Below are 17,124 nucleotides of genomic sequence, written 5' to 3'. Positions count from 1 at the left end.
GCTAGATCATTCCCATTCGATGGTGCCCGGGGGCTTCGACGTCACGTCGAGGGTGACCCGGTTGATCTCCTCGACCTCATTGGTGATCCGGGTGGAGATCCGTCCGAGCAGGTCGTAGGGAAGCCTCGACCAGTCGGCGGTCATCGCGTCCTCGGAGCTCACCGGACGCAGCACCACCGGGTGTCCGTAGGTGCGTCCGTCGCCCTGCACGCCGACCGAATGGACGTCGGCCAGCAGGACCACCGGCATCTGCCAGACCTCGTCGTCGAGGCCGGCCGCGGTCAGCTCCGCCCGGGCGATCGCATCGGCCCGGCGCAGGATGTCCAGGCGGTGCTCGGTGACCTCACCGATGATGCGGATGCCCAGCCCCGGTCCGGGGAACGGCTGGCGGCCGACGATCTCCTTGGGCAGACCCAGCTCGGCGCCGACGGCGCGGACCTCGTCCTTGAACAGCGACCGCAGCGGCTCGACGAGTCGGAACTCCATGTCCTCGGGCAGCCCGCCCACGTTGTGGTGGGACTTGATGTTGGAGGCGCCCTCGCCCCCGCCGGATTCGACGACGTCGGGGTACAGGGTGCCCTGGACCAGGAACTCGACCCGGGCCCCTTCGGCGGCGACCTGGTCGAGCACGGCATGCTCGGCGGCCTCGAACGCGCGGATGAACTCACGACCGATGGCCTTGCGCTTCTCCTCCGGGTCGGTGATCCCGGCGAGTGCGGAGAGGAACCGACCGCGTTCGTCGGCGATGTGCAGCCGGGCTCCCGTGGCGGCGACGAAGTCACGTTCGACCTGCTCCGCCTCACCCTCGCGCAGCAGCCCGTGGTCGATGAACACGCACGTCAGCTGGTCGCCCACGGCGCGCTGGACCAGCGCGGCGGCGACGGCCGAGTCCACACCGCCGGAGAGGCCGCAGATGACCCGGGAGTCGCCCACCTGGGCACGGATCGCTTCGACCTGCTCCTCGACGATGTTGCCCGTGGTCCACTCCGGTGTCAGACCGGCGCCGTCGTAGAGGAAGTTCTCGATGATGCGCTGTCCCTGCGGGGTGTGCCTGACCTCCGGGTGCCACTGGACCCCGTACAGGCGGCGGCCGGCGTCGGCGAAGGCGGCGACCGGGGCGCCGTCGGAGGATGCGAGGACCTCGAACCCGGCCGGCGCGCTGCGCACGGCGTCGGAGTGCGACATCCAGGTGGTCTGGACCTCGTCGGTGCCCTCGAGCAGGCTGCGCACCGCGCCTTCGGCAGTGACCTCGGTCTTGCCGTACTCGCGGTCCCCGGTGCGTGCGACGTCGCCGCCGAGCGCGTGGGCCATGGCCTGGAATCCGTAGCAGATGCCGAGCACGGGGACGCCGGCTTCGAACAGCTCAGACTCGACGGCGGGGGCTCCGGGTTCGTACACCGAGGAGGGTCCGCCGGAGAGGATGACGGCGGCCGGGCGGCGGTCGATGATCTCTGCGGCGGAGAGGGTATGCGGGACGACCTCCGAGTACACCCGGGCCTCACGCACGCGCCGCGCGATCAGCTGGGCGTACTGGGCACCGTAGTCGACGACGAGCACGGTCTGTGCGGCTGTTTCAGGGCGTTCAGTCACAGGCTCCATCCTAAGGGAGCCTGTGAGGTGCCGAGGCCGCCGCCGCACCGGGAGCGATGGGGAGTCGGTCGCCGGAGCCCCGCGGGCTGGGGCTTCCGGCCCCCTCGACCGTCGAGGGAGCAGAATCTGCGGCGACTCGCCGATCCGTGGCCCCAGGTTCTCTCCCCCGAAGGTCGAGTCTCGCCACCCATGCCTCGAGGGAGCAGAAATCGCCCTGATCCGTGGCCCCAGGTTCTCTCCCCAGATGGAGGGGTGCCGGCGGGTCCTCGCGACTCGGGATCCGCCACAAGCGATGCGGCAGCCCGACGACGAGCCCCCGATCTCCACATCCCTGCGGCCCGAGGTGGCCATCGCCCAGGGGCTCGCGTGCCATATGAGCATGATCGACATCCCACTCACCGCACCTGACAGCACTCCGCCAGACAGCACCCTGACCCACGCCTCCCGCATCCCCGAGGGTCGACGACGACGGCGTCTGCTGCGGGACGGCCTCTCCGAGAGCCGACTGCGCCGCGACGCCGAGACCGGGACCACTCTGCGGCTGGCCCACGGCCTCTACCTGCCGCTCCCGCGGGCCACGTCGGCGGAGGAGGTCGACGAGATCCTCAGGCTCCGACCGCCCTCCCCCGAATGGGCCACCCTGCAGGCGCTCACTGCTGAGGGCCCGCACGTGGTCTCGCACGGTACCGCGGCAATCATCCATGGGCTCTCGGACGCCGCCCCAACGGCACCGTTCCACATCACCTCCCCGCGACCGGGCCGTCAGATGCGGCGGCCCGGCGTCGTCGTCGGGCATCGATCCGCGATCCCGGAGGAGCAGACCATGGAGGTGCAGGGTGTCCGCGTGACGACCCCGGCGCGGACCTGGGCCGACTGCGCGACACAGATGAGGCTGGTGGAGGCTCTGGTGATGGCGGATCGGGCCATCCGGCACCCGTGGCCGGAGTGGGAGGGTCGGACGCAGCCGCTGGCGACCCCGGCGGAACTGGATCTCGCCCTGCGGCGGAAAGGTCGGGCACGTGATGTGCGCACAGCACGTGCGGCGCTGCTGCTGTCCCGGATCGGGTCGGATTCGCCGCCGGAGACGCGGCTGCGCTATGCGTTCCATCGTGCCGGGCTCCCCGAGCCGGAGGTCAACATCCCCGTGGTGGACGAGTCGGGCCGCATCCTGTTCCGCCCCGATCTGGGCTTCCGGAGATACAAAGTGTCGGTGCAGTACGACGGCGAACCGCATTCCGACCCCCGAAGGGTCCGCAAGGACGTCCGGCGGGGCGAATCGACCGACGGGGCCGGGTGGCTGCAGGTGCTGATCACCGCCGATCATATGCATCCGAGCCCGGAGGCCGCGGTGGAGAAGACCAAGAGGGCATTACGCTCACGCGGCTGGGGCGGCTGAGCCTGCCCGCAGACGGTGAGCTCGGAGGAGCCTCAGACTCGAGCCCCTCGTGGAGCGATAGTCGTGGAGCCTTCATCGAGGGAGCACGACCTGCCTCAACACGCCGGCCAGAACCGCCGGGTTCACTCCCCCGATGAGGCTGATCCGGGCCCTCGCCCTCGAAGGAGCGAGAACTGTTGCGACACGCCGAGCAGGACGACCAGATTCTCTCCCCCGATGACGGAGGCGGGCCGGTGGGGCTCAGTAGCGGCGGACGGCCTCGGGGTTGGCCTGCATCTCGCCGTGGACTTCGGCGGCGATCCTCCGCTCGACGATGAAGCTCAGGAACGGCACCACACCGCCGAGCACGATCATCACCAGACGGGAGATCCGCCAGTTCATGAGGTACCAGAGTCGGAATCCGGCGATCACGTAGACCACGTAGATCCAGCCGTGCACGACGGCCACCCAGAACGACACGGCCTGTCCGCCGACGACGGCGCCGTCGGGGTGGATGCCCACCGAGTTGTCGGCCCCGTCGGCCGTCGTCCCGCCGATGTAGATCTCCTGGCCGAAGCCGTAGTCCATGATCATCTTCGCCACCAGCAGCAGGAGCATGATGCCGGTGATGAAGGCGAAGATCTTGTAGAAGGTCAGCGATCCCGAGATCTGCTGCGCCGTGCCCTGGAAGCGGCGGCGTCGGGGGCGCTCCGGCGGCCGTCCGACGGCGGCGAGCTCCTCCTGCGTCGGCTCCGACGCCTCCGGAGTCCGTGGGTTCTGGCTCATCGATCCTCCTGGTCCTGCACCTGAGCCGGCTCCCGGCCCGGGTCCTCGCCTGCGACGCCGGATTCCTCCCCGGCTCGCCGTTCACGCAGCTTGGCGACCTGCTCCCGCTGCCACTGCTCCTCCCACCGGCGGTCCAGCTCGGCCTCCTCCAGGTTCCGTTCGTGGGCGTCCTTGACCAGACGCCACCAGAGGTAGAACGCGAATCCGGCGAAGACGACCCACTCGACGGCGTAGAACAGGTTCAGCCAGTTGATGTCGGAGGTCTCCGGCTGCGGGTCCACCCAGACCTCCTGCAGACCGGTGTCCTCCGGGGTGAGCACGTCCTGCCCGTCGGCGGTCATGTCGAAGGCGACGACGAAGCCTGAGTAGGAGGGCTCGTCCCAGTAGTTCATCAGCTCGGCGACCGACAGTGTGGGGAACACCAGCCGTTCGGTCCGTGCTTCGGAGAGGGGCGCCTCGGTAGGCAGGAGCCGGCCCTCGATCTCCAGCTCACCCTCGGGCAGCTCGCCGGCGTCGTCGGGGTCGGCGACCCACCCGCGGACCATGGGGATGATCTCGTCGTCGGGGGCCCCGTCCACGGCGAAGGCCCCAGCCACCCAGTAGCCGGTCTCGTCGCCCTGGATCCGACCGGAGACGAACACCTCGGTGTCGTCGAGGTATCGGCCGGAGAGGGTGACCATCTGGTCGGCGTCGAGCCCGGTCATCGCCCGCTCCGGCTGGAACGCCTCGGTCAGCGGGACGGGCGTCTCGGTGATCTCGTGGTCGGTCACCGTCTCGGTCCTGGACTCCCCGAACTGCCAGGCGCTCATGACCACGAAGACGGTCGCCATCAGGAGTGCGACGACGAGCATCGCGATCCATTTCGGCTGCAGAGCGGTGGAGAGCACCAGACCAGGATACGCGTCGGAACAGGGCCCCTGCGCGCCGGGGACGGCAGGTTGCCGGGGTCCTGTCGCGTCTGATCAGGGTCGACGACGACGGCGGCGGTCGATTCGAGTCTGCACCGTGGGCGGTGTCACTATAGACCCATGATGCGCTTGGACCATGTCTCGTACGCCGTCGGACCCGACGGCATGCAGGCCACCATCGACCGAATCGTCGACGCTCTGGGGGTCGAGCGCGTCAAAGGCGGGATCCACCCCCGCTTCGGGACCCGCAATGCGATCATCCCGCTGACGAACCGCCAGTACCTGGAGATCGTCGAGGTGCTGGACCACCCGTCCGCCGATAAGGCGCCGTTCGGCCAGGCGGTGCGCAACCGGTCGCTGATCGGGGGCGGTTGGATGGGCTGGTGCGTGACGGTGGACGACCTCACACCGTTCGAGGAGCGTTTGGGCCGCCAGTCGGTGGTCGGGAACCGCAAGTTCCCGGACGGCACGGAGCTGACCTGGCATCAGATCGGCATCAAAGGCCTGATCGCCGATCCTCAGGTCCCGTACCTGCTGCGATGGGACGAGGGCACCGACGGGCTGCACCCGTCACAGGCGATGGCGCCGGAGGCCGAGCTGCTGCGGCTGTCGATCGCCGGATCCCCCGACCGTGTGGCCGAGTGGTTGGGCTGTTCGCCGGGTGACCCGTTCGAGGACGTCGACGTCGAGTGGGTGGCACCCTCTGGGACGCCGGGCATCATGTCGGTGACGTTCCAGACCCCGAAGGGCGAAGTCACCATCTGAGGCTGACTCCCTCGTCCTCCGGGGAAGCACCTTCGTTGTCCCGCGTCCGGCCTCACAGCCGGTGGACGTCCTCGCGTCGGCCGGTGATCCCGCGGGTGTCGAAGAACAGTCGGGAGCGTTCGGCGACGGCGTCGACGTCGTAGCTACGGTGGTTCTGCAATAACACGACGACGTCGGCCTCCTCCAGCGCGGCGTCGAGGTCGGTCTCGGACTGCAGGTCCTCGTCGGTGAGGTGCCATGTGGACACGTGGGGGTCGTGGAAGCGGACGTCGGCCCGCTTGAGCCGCAGCCCGTCGGCCACCGGGACCGCCGGGGACTCGCGCTGGTCGGCGATGTCGGGCTTGTAGGTGACTCCGAGCAGCAGCACCCGGGCGCCGTTGAGCGCCTTGCCGTCCTCGTTGAGCAGGTCCCCGATCCGTTCGACCACGTAGTTCGGCATGGAGTGGTTGATCTCCTGGGCCAGCTCCACGAATCGGAACGGGTAGCCCAGGGTCTTCTTGACCTGGAAGCCGAGGTAGTTCGGGTCGATGGGGATGCAGTGTCCGCCGACGCCGGGGCCGGGGGTGAACCGCTGGAATCCGAACGGTTTGGTCGAGGCTCCGCGGATGACCTCCCAGATGTCGATGTCGAGGTCGTGGCAGAACCGGGCCATCTCGTTGACCAGGGCGATGTTCACGTGCCGGTAGGTGTTCTCCAGCAGCTTCGCGGTCTCGGCCTCCTTGGTGCCGACCATGGGCACCACGGTGTCGATGAACCGCGAGTAGAACGCGGATGCGGCGTCAGAGGCCTCGGGGGTGAGTCCGCCGACCAGCTTGGGCGTGTTGACGATCCCGTAGTGGGCCGAGCCGGGGTCGACGCGTTCGGGCGAGTAGGCCAACAGGAAGTCCTCCCCGTGGATGAGCCCGGAGGTCTCCAGGATGGGGAGGACCACACCGTCTGTGGTACCCGGGTAGGTGGTGGACTCCAGGACGACGACGGTGTAGGAGGTGAGGTGCTCGGCGATGGTCCTAGCCGAGGCTTCGACCGCCCGCAGATCGGGCCCGCCCTCGTCGCTGAGCGGAGTCGGCACGCAGATCACGACGACGTCGGCATCACCGAGCACGCTCGGGTTGGCGCTGGCCCGGTATCCCTGCGTGATCATCGCCACGACGTCTTCGTCGGAGAGGTCGTCCACGTGGGAGTGTCCGGCGTTGAGCCGCTCGGCGAGCTCCGCGGAGATCTCGAAGCCGGTGACGGCGACCCCGGCCGCACAGGCCGCCTGGGCCAACGGTAGGCCGACGTATCCCTGACCGACGATGACTGCGTGCTGCGGGCGTTCGGACTCGGTCACTGGTCCACCTCTCGGGGGTGCTTCGTCGGCGAGCATCCTCCGGCGCGACGATCGGCCACGTTCAGCCGACCACTCTACCGGGGTGCGGCCGCATCATGATGGTCGACCTGCTGTACTCTCTCAGCAGATCGTCGGACTCAGAAGTCCCCGGCGCTGACGAGGACGGATGCGGATTCAGCTCCGCACCGCACCGAAGGGATGCCACATGACCTCATCACTCTCCGATCCGCGTGGAGCCTCCACCCAGGTCACCCGCCTGTCGAAGAACCTCCGACCCCACTGGGTCTGGGCGATCGCCCTCGGGTCGGCCGTCGGTTGGGGGGCCTTCGTCCTGCCTGCCGACTGGATGGACACCGCCGGCCCCCTGGGAGCACTGCTGGGTCTGGCCATCGGTGGGGCACTGATGATCGTCGTCGGTGTCAGCTACGGGTTCCTGGCCAAGGTCTTCCCCGTCTCCGGCGGAGCCTTCGCCTACACCCTGGTCGGCTTCGGGCGCACCCACGCCTATATCTGTGCCTGGTTCATGACCTTGGGCTACGTCTCGATCGTGGCGCTGAACGCCTCCGCTCTGGGGCTGCTGGCCAAGAGGGTGGTGCCACAGGTCGCCGAGGTCGGCTACCTCTACTCCATCGCCGAATGGGACGTCTATCTCGGGGAAGTGCTGATCGCTACCGCGGCTCTGGTGCTCTTCGCCGTGCTGAACATCGTCGGAAGTGGGAACTCCGCCCGACTGCAGTTCTACATGTGCCTCCTGATGCTCGGAGCGGTCGCGGTGATCCTGATCGGCGTGCTCGCCTCACCTCAGGGACAGGCGAGCAATATGGAGCCGCTGTTCGCACCCGACACGGCAGCAGTGGCCGGTGTGCTGGCCATCGTCGCGATCGCACCCTGGGCCTTCATCGGCTTCGACAACATCCCGCAGACCGCAGAGGAGTTCAGCTTCTCCGCTTCGAAGGCCTTCCGCCTCATCGTGTGGTCCCTGATCGCAGCGACCTGCATCTACCTGGCGATGATCATCGCCACAGCGGCGGGCGCCCCCTGGCAGGACGAACTGGCCACTCAACCGGTCTGGCTGACCGCAGACGTCGTCATCGGGGCCCTGGGACCGATAGGACTGGTCCTGCTGTGCCTGGCGGCCTTCATGGGCATCGCCACCGGGCTGAACGGCTTCTACGTAGCCGGCTCCCGTGTGCTTCTGGCCATGGGACGGGCGCAGATGATCCCCACCGCGTTCGCACGCGTCCACCCCAAGCACGGCACCCCCAGCGTGGGGATCTGGTTCGTGCTGGCGATCTGCCTGATCGCACCCTGGTTCGGACGCACTGCCCTGAGCTGGATCGTCGACATGGCCTCCATCGGCTTCACCTTCGCATTCGCGTACACCTGTCTGTGCGCGTTCCGCATGTTCCGCTGGTCAGGCCAGGCCGAGGTCGTCGAGGGATCGGCCTCAACTCCACGGAAGCTGGCCGCAGGCGGGGGCGTGGTGGTCGCCCTGATCTTCACTGTGCTGCTGCTCGCGCCGGGGTCGCCGGCGCAGCTGACAATGCCCTCCTTCGTCGCGATGGGAGCCTGGATCCTCATCGGGGTCACCTTCTTCTTCATCCGGCGCGGCCACTCGAAGACAGTCACCGACGACCACGTCGACACCGCCGTGCTCGGTGCGCCGCGCCCCCAGTGGGCGCGGCGCGTTTGAGTAGCCCTCCTCGACCGGACCAATAGCACCCCGACTGCGATCAACGGTGCGCCTAAGACCCATCGACGAGTACTTCTCGATGACTCGACGGCCGGGTCGATGACCTGATCAGACGACCAGAGTCCTCAAAGCTTGACGATCATGCGAACCAGACCGATCAAAGAACCCGCAACCACAGAATCGTCAAGATTCATAGTCGGACGATAGGTCAGCCCTTCGACCAATACCGAAACCTCGTGTTCTTCCTTATCCGGTGAGGTGACCACGACTAACTCTACGCATGCCCACCGCAGACCTGGCATGGCACGCACGGCGTGGACCGCAACCTCACCCGCACGTCGCAGGCTTTCGGGTGGAACACTCGACTGTCCGGGAGCCTGCAGCACAGCCGACACTCCCTGGGTATCGGCGAAGACCCGCACTCTGACGCCTTGAGGTCTCACCTGTGCGAACCACCCACGACGCCCTTGCAGGACCTCTGGGTCCGTGTGTTCCTCCGCAGTGATCACGCACCCGGCCGCCCAACTTCCTCGTGGAGTGGAGGCCAACAGTGCGATGTCCTCACCGGAATGCGATTCACGGAACTTCTCCACATCGGACCTCTTGCGCACGAGAGCAGCGGGCGGCGTATGCACGCCGCCGAACTCCAGAGCGCCGCGCTGCGCCGCACGTGAACTCAGAAACCGACGGGCAATTTCCGAGTCGCCCTGGGTATGACTACCGGCAATCCACTGCGGCTGAGCACCGGGCTCAGCCTGCGCGGTGTACACCCCGCGGGGCGCGCGGCGCGCAAGGCTGTGCCCGAATAACGCACGGCATTGCTTGAGCAGGTCCGTCAACGAAATCTGCTCTCGGCGGGGAGGGCCTTCCTCCGAGGTGGACGATGTGGCTTGACGCAACGTCGGCGGCACCTCACACGATTCAGCCGTCACCGGGGCGTCCTTGGGAGACTCTGGCGTATTGGCGAGCAGCCGCCGCCACACCATTCCGGGGAGATCCCGCGGAGTACCGAACACCGGCATGGACGAACCGTTGATCGCCGCCCTCGTATTGACCTCCATGACCACCGCCTGGCGACTGTCAGGATTCCACAGGATATCGACTCCACCCCACGACATTCCGGGAATGGCTGCCACGGCTGCCGCAGCAGCCTCTTGCATCTCCGGGCTCGCCTGGTCGAGACACTCCTCCGAATCACCGCCGCTGGTAATGCCGTTGATGTCTCGCACCACGAGCACCTCGCCGGCTGGCACTACAGAGTCCGGGCTGAGTCCCCGACGAGCAAGGTACTGGGCGGCGACATCGTCGAGTGGGATCGCCTGCCCCCGTGTAGTCGGGTTCTCCTCTCGCAAGAGGTTCTTCTTCTCAACGAGCTGAGCAATGGTGGAGTGCCCGTCGCCCCTGACGTTCGGCAAGAGACGGCGAAACACTGCAACCGTCTCATCCGGTGATGCGTGACAACGATACTCCTGGCCCTCGACGTACGTCTCGACGAGGACTCGCCGTCCGTGTTTGCGCGCCCTGAGGAACGCAGCTCTGAGCTCATCAGGCTCGCTGATGTTGACTGTGATCCCACGGCCCATCCCACCGAAACGAGGTTTAACGACCACAGGTACTCCGAGCTCCGCCTGCGCTGCGACGGCGGCCTCCTCTGACCGCACCTCACGGCCAGCGGGCACTAGAACTCCGGCCTTTTCCAGCAGATCCTTGGTCAGTTGCTTGTCCAGTACGATCGCGGCGGCGACTACCGACTCAGTACAGTTGCTCCCCGTGATGGGGACAGTCTTGCCGCCGCACCGGGCTATGGCATAGCTGGAACCCACCCACTTGACCTCTGCCCCATCACGCTCGGCGGCTGCAGAGATCAGAGCCGTGCCCGCGCCGCGTCCGAGTTCGACACACTGACGCATGATCTCTTGCGACGCGTCGTCGTCGTAGACGTTCATCGGGCTCGTCGGCAAGAATGCCTTTCCACGAATCTGTCCCCCTGACTCGGCCCAATGGGATGCCGCGTCCGAACCTCCAGTTATGACGTCCATACGTTCCTCCTCGTCAGATCACTGATGATTCTCTCTCATGCGTCGGATGTGGAGCTCAGCGACACCCTTAACGATGGAGGACCAATCGAGTTCCACGATCATGGACAGACAGCACTGACTGCTCCCCCACCCGGCTAAAGTCCGATGACGTGACGGCAGAAGCCCTCGACATCTCCAGCCACGACGTGATCCTCTGCAGTGAATCGTGGCACCATCGCCATCCCCTGGGCCTTGGCCCTCGATCATGGACACGGTGTCGGTTCGGGTATGCCGCTTCGGCGAGGGTAGCGGACGTGGTCGCCGGGTAGGCGGCTTAGTAGGTGTTTGGGGTCATCTGACCGATCGCGGAGTGGCGTCGGCGGGTGTTGCAGCGGTTCGCCCACCAGTACACGGCCCGGTACGCGGTGGCCTGGTCGGGGAACGCCGCAGCGCCTTCGAGGAGCTCACGCTTGAGCGCGGCGTTGACACTTTCGGCGAGCGCATTCTCGGCACTGGACCCGATCGCGCCGTGGACTGGGTCACCTTGAGCTTCTCGCAGAGGGCTGGGTAGTTCTTCAAGGTGTAGACCGTGAAGTGTAACGGCCTGGGTTTGGTTCCGTGCTTAGATGGCCGCGGGTGCGGCCCTCAGGTGTTGAGGGTATTCGGCTTCGACTTCTGCCGGGGTCCGATAGTCGAGACTCTGGTGCAGCCGGCTGGTGTTCCACCACTGCACCCAGTCCATGGTGGCGATCTCCACCGCCGTCACAGAGGGCCAGACCCAGCGGGCGTGGATGATCTCCGCCTTGCAGAGGCCGTTCACAGCCTCAGCTAGGGCATTGTCATACGAATCCCCCGGCAGACCCCACCGACGCGGTCACACCATGATCAGCAAGGGTCTCAGTGTAGGCCAGACTGACGGACTGAACTCCTCGATCCGAATGATGGACCAGCCGCCCATCTCGCAGATCCGCATCGGTGCTCAGCAGCGCATGCTCTAAGGCCTGCATCGGCAGCGACTCCGTATGAAGAGTCGCCGCGACCGCCCAGCCGACGATCCTGCGGGGGCAGGCATCGGTGATCAACCCGACATAGCAGAACCCGGTCGGGATCCGCACGTAGGTGATCTCAGCTACCCACAACTGGTAAGGCTCTGATGCGGTGAACCGGCGGTTCACCAGGTCAGGACGATGATCCGGTGGGGTGGAGGTCCTGGTGGTGACCGGTTTGCGTCCACGTCGTACGCCGTGGAGTCCGGCGATCCGCATCAGGCGTGCCACCTGGTCCCGGCCGAGGACCCAGCCGGCTCGGCCCATGGCATGCCATATCTTCCGGTACCCATAAACCCCGTAGTTCTCCGCGTGGATCCGGCAGAGCTCTTCGAGAAGCACCGCATCGCGCAGGGTACGCTCAGAGGCTGGACGGGTCTTCGCTGCCCGGTAGCCGCGGGAGGTGATGAACCCACGTTGCGTCGCACCCAGAGTGCGGCAGATGGCCTCGACCCCGAACTGATCCCTGTGCTTGTCGATGAACCGGATCATCTCGTCGTGGGGCCGTCGAGTTCCGCTGCGAAGAAAGCGGGAGCCTGCTTCAAGATCTCATTGGCCCGTCGGGCCTCAGCCAGTTCTCGGCGTAACCGGCGGTTTCCTTCCTCCAAGCTCGCCTCACCAATGCTGGCCACTGGTTCGTGGTCAGCCGTCTCGGCTCCGCGGCACCAGTTCCGCAGTGTCTCGGGCCCACAGCCCAGAGATTGGGTGACAACGCGGATCGAGGCCGCGCGGGGGCCGCCTTCAGCAACTTGAGGGTCCAGAACCATACGGACGGCTCGGTCCCGGAACTCAGAGGTGAACTTCCTAGGCATATTCCAGCTCTCCTTCGTGAGACTCGGAACCAAACCCAGGCCGTTACACGTAGCGTTGGTTAAATGCCACGGGCAGAGCCTTGGGGATAAATGCAATCGTCACGTCTAGACTGGATCCGAACGCTGGGATCCTTGAGTGGAATCGCTTGAGGGTCCGAAGTGTAACAGCTGGGTTCGTGTGGGCCGGATTGACAACTCGCAGTAAATCGGGAATCTGAGGTGGGACACTGTGGAATCGCATCGAACACTCATTATAGGAGACTCGCACTTTGGGGAGAGCTACACCACCGGATTCCCTCAGTCTTCACAGCAGCCCGGACACTCGCACCATACGGTTCATCTGCGCCCTTTCATTGAAGCATCAGATTCATTCGTCGCGAATCTCGCGACGCCACTGACTGATCCGAAGAATACGGCGGATAGACTCCGCGACCTCAGCGTCGATGCGGTCAGCCTCGCAAATAGCCACGCCCTCGACCTTGGCTTTGCAGGAATCGAGTCAGCATTTCGAGCGCTTGACGATGCCGGTATTGAGTGGTTCGGTGCCGGTCGAACCATCGATGAGGCCCGAGTACCACTCCGATTGCCGTTACCGGAGCGAGTCGGAGGAGGGGAGATCCACCTTCATGGGTTCTCCCAATACGCTACTCCAAGAGGTAGCGATTCGGAGCTTTATGCAGAAAACGGCTCTGCAGGATGCTCCCCCTTGTCTATTCCTGGCACCCCTAATGCTAGGAACGAATCAACGATACCCGATTCATTTCAAGTGGCTTTCCCCAGCTGGGGCTCCAATTACAGATGGAAGAATAGTATTCAGTATCAACTTGCACACCGACTTCTCAACAAGGACTTCGATCTGGTCCTCGGGCACGGCGGTCACACATTGCGAGAAGTTCACCGCAAGCAACAGAGATGGGTCGTGTATGGGATCGGCGATGGTCTTTCCAACACCGACACTAAATGGGAGCGTTATGAGAACAGAAGAGGAATTCTTCCATTCAGCTTCTGGTCTTTTCTTGAAGTTCACAATAATAATTACAAGAGGAGCTTAAAGCTTAAGCTCTACCCAGTATACTCGGATAACACGAGAACTGGATTCCAGCCTCACCCCGTCTCAGCTGGTGATTTTTTCCATGTGGTCGCTACCCTCCTGGCACGAACAGTCCGACCATGGAGATTCAGTAATCCTGCTCAGGACACGGGCCAGGACGATCTTGGGTACTTTCTGGCCCTCGACCTCGGCACGTGGCCCATAGGAGACAGGCCGTCACGCCTGAACCCCCCTCTCGATGGTGGTGACCCCGGTGACTGGCCCGTGAGATCCCCCGATGAAACTCTGGAGAGCCAGGTTCTGGCTGCTTCGGATAAGCCCTTGAGTGTCTCCATGATGTCCATACCGGCTGAAGCTGAAGGCGGAACAGTTCACTGGATTGGCCGGTTGGCTCTCATCGAAGCTCACAGCAAGCGTCTGCTCGCCTGTGATTATCAAGCACACGAATCCTCTCTAGGTGCCTTCATCGTGAAGGATAAAGTCCTGACTGGTGAACTATTAACACTTAACAGCGTACCGACTCCGAAGACGTTTCTTGTCGATTCGGCTGAGAAAGCGATTCTAGCAGCAGATGCGATCGGTGGTCCGGTGACGATCAAGCCGCGCAGCGGACACCAAAGCAAGGGAGTTTCTACCGGTCTCATAGGAGAAGAAGAGATCCGGCAAGGTTTCACCTTCGCTCAATCTCATGGTTCACAGATAATCGTCCAGGAGCACATAGAGGTCGAGGAGGAGCTCCGTGTTATGGCTTCCCCTGATCAGGCGGTCGCAGTGGTCGGACGCGTCGCGCCCCATGTGATCGGAGATGGCGCCTCTACAGTCAAGCAGTTGATCGACGATAAGAATCTCCAACGGCGTTTGAATCCAGCCCTACGAAACCTTCCCATGCCTGTTGATAGCCTTACGGATCGGTACCTGGAGAAGCAGGAATTATCTCTCGAATCTGTACCCGGTATGGGTGATCACATCGAGATTCGCAATGTTGCCGGGCTCAGCGCTGGAGCTGATCCGTATCAAGCCCTGGCGGGCACTGGTCCCGACATCAAGTTCACTGCAGCATCTGCAATTGCGGCTATTCCTGGATTGGAGTGGGGTGGGGTCGACATTATCGTCGAGAAAGGCACCGGCAATCCATATGTGATAGAGATCAATACTCAAGCACATTACGGAGGTGCTGTGTTTCCCTCTTACGGGCAACCTGTGGATGTCGGCTCGGAAGTCTGGCGTCTTCGGCACGCGGCAGCACTCCCGACCGTGAACAGTGAACCCGACACCGCCGAACCTAGTTATGGAAGGGAGTTACTCTGGCACGACACAGGTGAAACGTTCGATAGCGAAGAACTCAGCTTTAGTCGGCTTTTCACGGAATCACTGATTCGACAGGGCTACGCCATTCAGCAGAGGAACCGCCGAGTTCTGCAAGTACGAGCACCCCACGGGCAAGAGACTTGGGTTACTGCCGATGGACGTACGTCCGCCGACCGATCCCTCGTGCAGAAAGTAATGCAACGACATGAATGGGTTGCCGGGCTCTTGGACGTAGCCCAGGTTCCCCGACCCAGGTCTGAAGTCATCACTTCAGCTCGCCAACTCAAGCGTTTCGTCAAAGGACGAGTGAACTCGGTTAGCCTGATCCCTGTGTCGGCACTCTGGAATGGGCCGGAGAAGCAAGTCCTGACGGAGGAACAAGCTCTGGAAACCGCCCCGCTACCAGGCAAGATGTGGGTGCAAGCTCGTCCCCGAGGCCGACGCCTGAGAGTCCTCGCCACACAACACAGGGCCTGGGTCGTGACGGTCCCTTCCGATTCGCGGCCTTTGGAAGTGGAACATCTGCGTGAGGCGAGCAGATTGGCAGTAAAAGCGGTGCGGGCAATCCCTGAATTGCGTTGGGCTGCCGTGGACCTAGTGGTAAGACGGTCCCGGCTCCAACAAGGCCGACCGGGAGGAATACTTGTCGAATCGATGACATGTAATCCTGCCTATTCCACTGAGGTCCGAATCATCGCCGGCGACTTCGATGCGTTCAGTCGAGCTGTCATCGGACCTGTTAACGACGACCGTGCGTCCACGAAATCTGCTGACTGCATCTTAGACCCCATGGGGCATCATTGACACAGTCGGCAACAATCATCGAAGTGTCTCTAGACTACTCTCATTTCCATCGGCCTAGTTGCCTTTCGTCGAAACGGCCCGGGTTCTTCGCCGCTACTCCACGGGTTCAGGCTCTCGGGTAAGCGGCCCGGCATAGGAGCGTCTCGTGGTCTATACAGGTGATCATCCCGAGAGCCGTGGAGACGGCGGTTGGCGTACCAAGCGACCGAGGCGGCAGGCGCGACTACAACACCAATAAGAACCCGGTAGGGCCGTGGAGGGCGCGAACGCAGGGAGTGTGCGGACTTAAACAGGCCGTCCATTGCCTTTGTCCCGCGTCAAGAAGTTGGCAGGGTTTCGGTCGTTTGAAATGTTGGGATGGTCGGGTCGGCCAGGCCCAGATGCACCTCCAGTGGCCGGTTCCAGGACAGTGCTTCGTGAGGTCTGAGCTCGTTGCACTGGATCCGGTAGTCCTCGGCGTGCTTGGCCAGCATCAAAACGTCGTCGATCTCGTCGAGGTAGAGCCGCTCGTACTTCAGGGTGCCGAACCCGCGCTCGCGTGAACCGTTCTGCCCTGGCGACTTCACTCTGGTGCGCACGTGCGCGAGCTCGGGATGCATCTCGATGAAGGCCTGGAACCGGAACGAGCGGAACGGGCCGCCGTTGTCGGTCACGATCGTCACCACCGGCAGTATCTCGCCGGTTTGGGTGTCGGCCTCACACAGGTCGCTGAGCGGATGACCGAACACCTGCTCGTAGTCGGCCAGCGCGAGCTCGACCGCGGCGATGGCGTCGAACTGGTTCGCCGTCGGGGACACGTGCCAGCGATGCTCATACTTGGACCAGTAGTCCCGACATCCCGCGATCCGCCACGTCCCGCCGCCGGAGGTCTCGAACCCGGAGGTCTCGAACTCGGAGAAGTCCAGCTGCCAGACCTGGTTCGGTCTCGTCGACTCATCAGCGAACGCCGCCTTCCTCCACGCAGGCGAGCTGGCGCCGTTCGCGCTGATAGCTCTCCGGCAGGAACAGCCCCTCATCGCGCAGGATCCGCAGCACGGTCGCCTCGGAGACCATGTGGCCGTCGTGCCGGGTCAGGGCCCAGATCTTACGATGACCCCACGCCAGATGCGCGGCGGCGTGCTTGAGCATCAGGTCCCGGGCGCTACACCGCGCTGGCTGCGGCCATGGGCCCTTGGCCTGGCCGCCGGCACGACCGCGCGCTTGCCAGCGCCGCCAGGTCCGTTCCGGGATGTCGAACTTCTCGCACCACCTCGCGGTCGACATCCCGGACTCGATCCGGATCACCTCGAGGTCCTCGAAGGGCCCAGCAGGCCCTCCGCGGACCTCTTCCACACCCTCAACTCGACCGCAGCCTCACCGAGGGCCTGGGTCAGGTCAGCGACTTCAGCCTCGAGCTGCCCCTCACGACTCGACGGGCCGTTGCGGCCGGCCGCCAGCGCGGTCCTGCCGCCTTCGAGGAACTCAGCCTTCCACCGACCGATGGACTGCTCACTGACCTTCTCGCGACGAGCCCCCTCAGCGATCGAAAGCTCGCCAGCGATCACGCTCAGCACGATCCGAGTCTTCCGCTCGGCCGGGACGACAAGGGGGTCTTCCCATAGGTCCGAATCTCCTTCATGACTGACTCAACAGCCCTGC

General features: G+C 64.4%; 13 protein-coding genes and 2 pseudogenes. 5 read left to right on the top strand and 10 right to left on the bottom strand.

Annotated features, from left to right (window positions below):
* Positions 1–6 precede the first annotated feature (6 nt).
* Positions 7–1,599, bottom strand: coding sequence for a glutamine-hydrolyzing GMP synthase (guaA, locus tag N7E59_RS02580; protein ID WP_261623351.1), 1,593 nt, complete (start codon positions 1,597–1,599; stop codon positions 7–9).
* A gap of 283 nt (positions 1,600–1,882) precedes the next feature.
* On the opposite strand from guaA, the gene N7E59_RS02575 reads away from it, so the two are divergent.
* Entirely contained in the window at positions 1,883–2,986 is a 1,104-nt protein-coding gene (locus N7E59_RS02575; RefSeq protein WP_261623350.1) for a hypothetical protein, read from the top strand.
* Positions 2,987–3,226: 240 nt separating this feature from the next.
* Here N7E59_RS02575 and N7E59_RS02570 read toward each other — a convergent pair whose 3' ends face one another.
* Together N7E59_RS02570 and N7E59_RS02565 are read right to left on the bottom strand one after the other, a co-directional pair.
* Positions 3,227–3,751 (bottom strand): DUF3817 domain-containing protein, encoded by a 525-nt coding sequence (locus N7E59_RS02570; RefSeq protein ID WP_261623349.1) that lies wholly within the window; start codon positions 3,749–3,751, stop codon positions 3,227–3,229.
* Positions 3,748–4,638, bottom strand: coding sequence for an SURF1 family protein (locus N7E59_RS02565; protein ID WP_261623348.1), 891 nt, complete (start codon positions 4,636–4,638; stop codon positions 3,748–3,750). The genes N7E59_RS02570 and N7E59_RS02565 overlap by 4 nt, the downstream gene beginning before the upstream one ends.
* Before the next feature lie 141 nt (positions 4,639–4,779).
* On the opposite strand from N7E59_RS02565, the gene N7E59_RS02560 reads away from it, so the two are divergent.
* Positions 4,780–5,424: a VOC family protein gene (locus N7E59_RS02560; RefSeq protein WP_261623347.1), complete on the top strand. Its 645-nt coding sequence runs from the start codon at positions 4,780–4,782 to the stop codon at positions 5,422–5,424.
* 52 nt (positions 5,425–5,476) lie between these two features.
* On the opposite strand, the gene N7E59_RS02555 is transcribed toward N7E59_RS02560, so the two are convergent.
* Positions 5,477–6,754, bottom strand: a complete 1,278-nt coding sequence (locus N7E59_RS02555; protein WP_261623346.1) for a nucleotide sugar dehydrogenase — start codon at positions 6,752–6,754, stop codon at positions 5,477–5,479.
* Positions 6,755–6,959: 205 nt separating this feature from the next.
* Between N7E59_RS02555 and N7E59_RS02550 the strand changes: the two genes are divergently transcribed.
* Entirely contained in the window at positions 6,960–8,447 is a 1,488-nt protein-coding gene (locus N7E59_RS02550; protein ID WP_261623345.1) for an APC family permease, read from the top strand.
* Between the two features lie 125 nt (positions 8,448–8,572).
* On the opposite strand, the gene N7E59_RS02545 is transcribed toward N7E59_RS02550, so the two are convergent.
* The 3 genes and pseudogenes from N7E59_RS02545 to N7E59_RS02540 all read right to left on the bottom strand — a co-directional run bounded on the left by N7E59_RS02545 (position 8,573) and on the right by N7E59_RS02540 (position 12,323).
* Positions 8,573–10,393 carry an ATP-binding protein gene (locus tag N7E59_RS02545; protein ID WP_261623344.1) on the bottom strand — a complete coding sequence of 607 codons (1,821 nt, stop codon included), beginning with the start codon at positions 10,391–10,393 and terminating at the stop codon, positions 8,573–8,575.
* 406 nt (positions 10,394–10,799) lie between these two features.
* Complete coding sequence (locus N7E59_RS11890; protein ID WP_390904996.1) at positions 10,800–10,988, bottom strand: integrase core domain-containing protein; 189 nt, start codon at positions 10,986–10,988, stop codon at positions 10,800–10,802.
* A gap of 99 nt (positions 10,989–11,087) precedes the next feature.
* A pseudogene (locus tag N7E59_RS02540) lies at positions 11,088–12,323 on the bottom strand (IS3 family transposase).
* 229 nt (positions 12,324–12,552) lie between these two features.
* Between N7E59_RS02540 and N7E59_RS11885 the strand changes: the two are divergent.
* Positions 12,553–13,212: pseudogene (locus N7E59_RS11885) on the top strand (CapA family protein); the annotation flags it as partial.
* Positions 13,213–13,638: 426 nt separating this feature from the next.
* Positions 13,639–15,486, top strand: coding sequence for a hypothetical protein (locus N7E59_RS02530; protein ID WP_261623342.1), 1,848 nt, complete (start codon positions 13,639–13,641; stop codon positions 15,484–15,486).
* 317 nt (positions 15,487–15,803) lie between these two features.
* Here N7E59_RS02530 and N7E59_RS02525 read toward each other — a convergent pair whose 3' ends face one another.
* The 3 genes from N7E59_RS02525 to N7E59_RS02515 all read right to left on the bottom strand — a co-directional run bounded on the left by N7E59_RS02525 (position 15,804) and on the right by N7E59_RS02515 (position 17,039).
* Positions 15,804–16,283: an integrase core domain-containing protein gene (locus N7E59_RS02525; RefSeq protein ID WP_261623341.1), complete on the bottom strand. Its 480-nt coding sequence runs from the start codon at positions 16,281–16,283 to the stop codon at positions 15,804–15,806.
* A gap of 139 nt (positions 16,284–16,422) precedes the next feature.
* Positions 16,423–16,770, bottom strand: coding sequence for an IS3 family transposase (locus tag N7E59_RS02520; protein WP_261623340.1), 348 nt, complete (start codon positions 16,768–16,770; stop codon positions 16,423–16,425).
* A complete protein-coding gene (locus N7E59_RS02515; protein ID WP_261623339.1) occupies positions 16,767–17,039 on the bottom strand; it encodes a helix-turn-helix domain-containing protein in 273 nt (90 codons plus the stop codon). The genes N7E59_RS02520 and N7E59_RS02515 overlap by 4 nt, the downstream gene beginning before the upstream one ends.
* Between the last annotated feature and the right edge of the window lie 85 nt (positions 17,040–17,124).

Origin of the sequence: Nesterenkonia marinintestina (genome assembly GCF_025420485.1) — a bacterium.
Taxonomy (GTDB): Bacteria; Actinomycetota; Actinomycetes; order Actinomycetales; family Micrococcaceae; genus Nesterenkonia; species Nesterenkonia marinintestina.
Note: the sequence above shows the minus strand (reverse complement) of the source record. Positions and strands in the feature narration are given on the sequence as shown.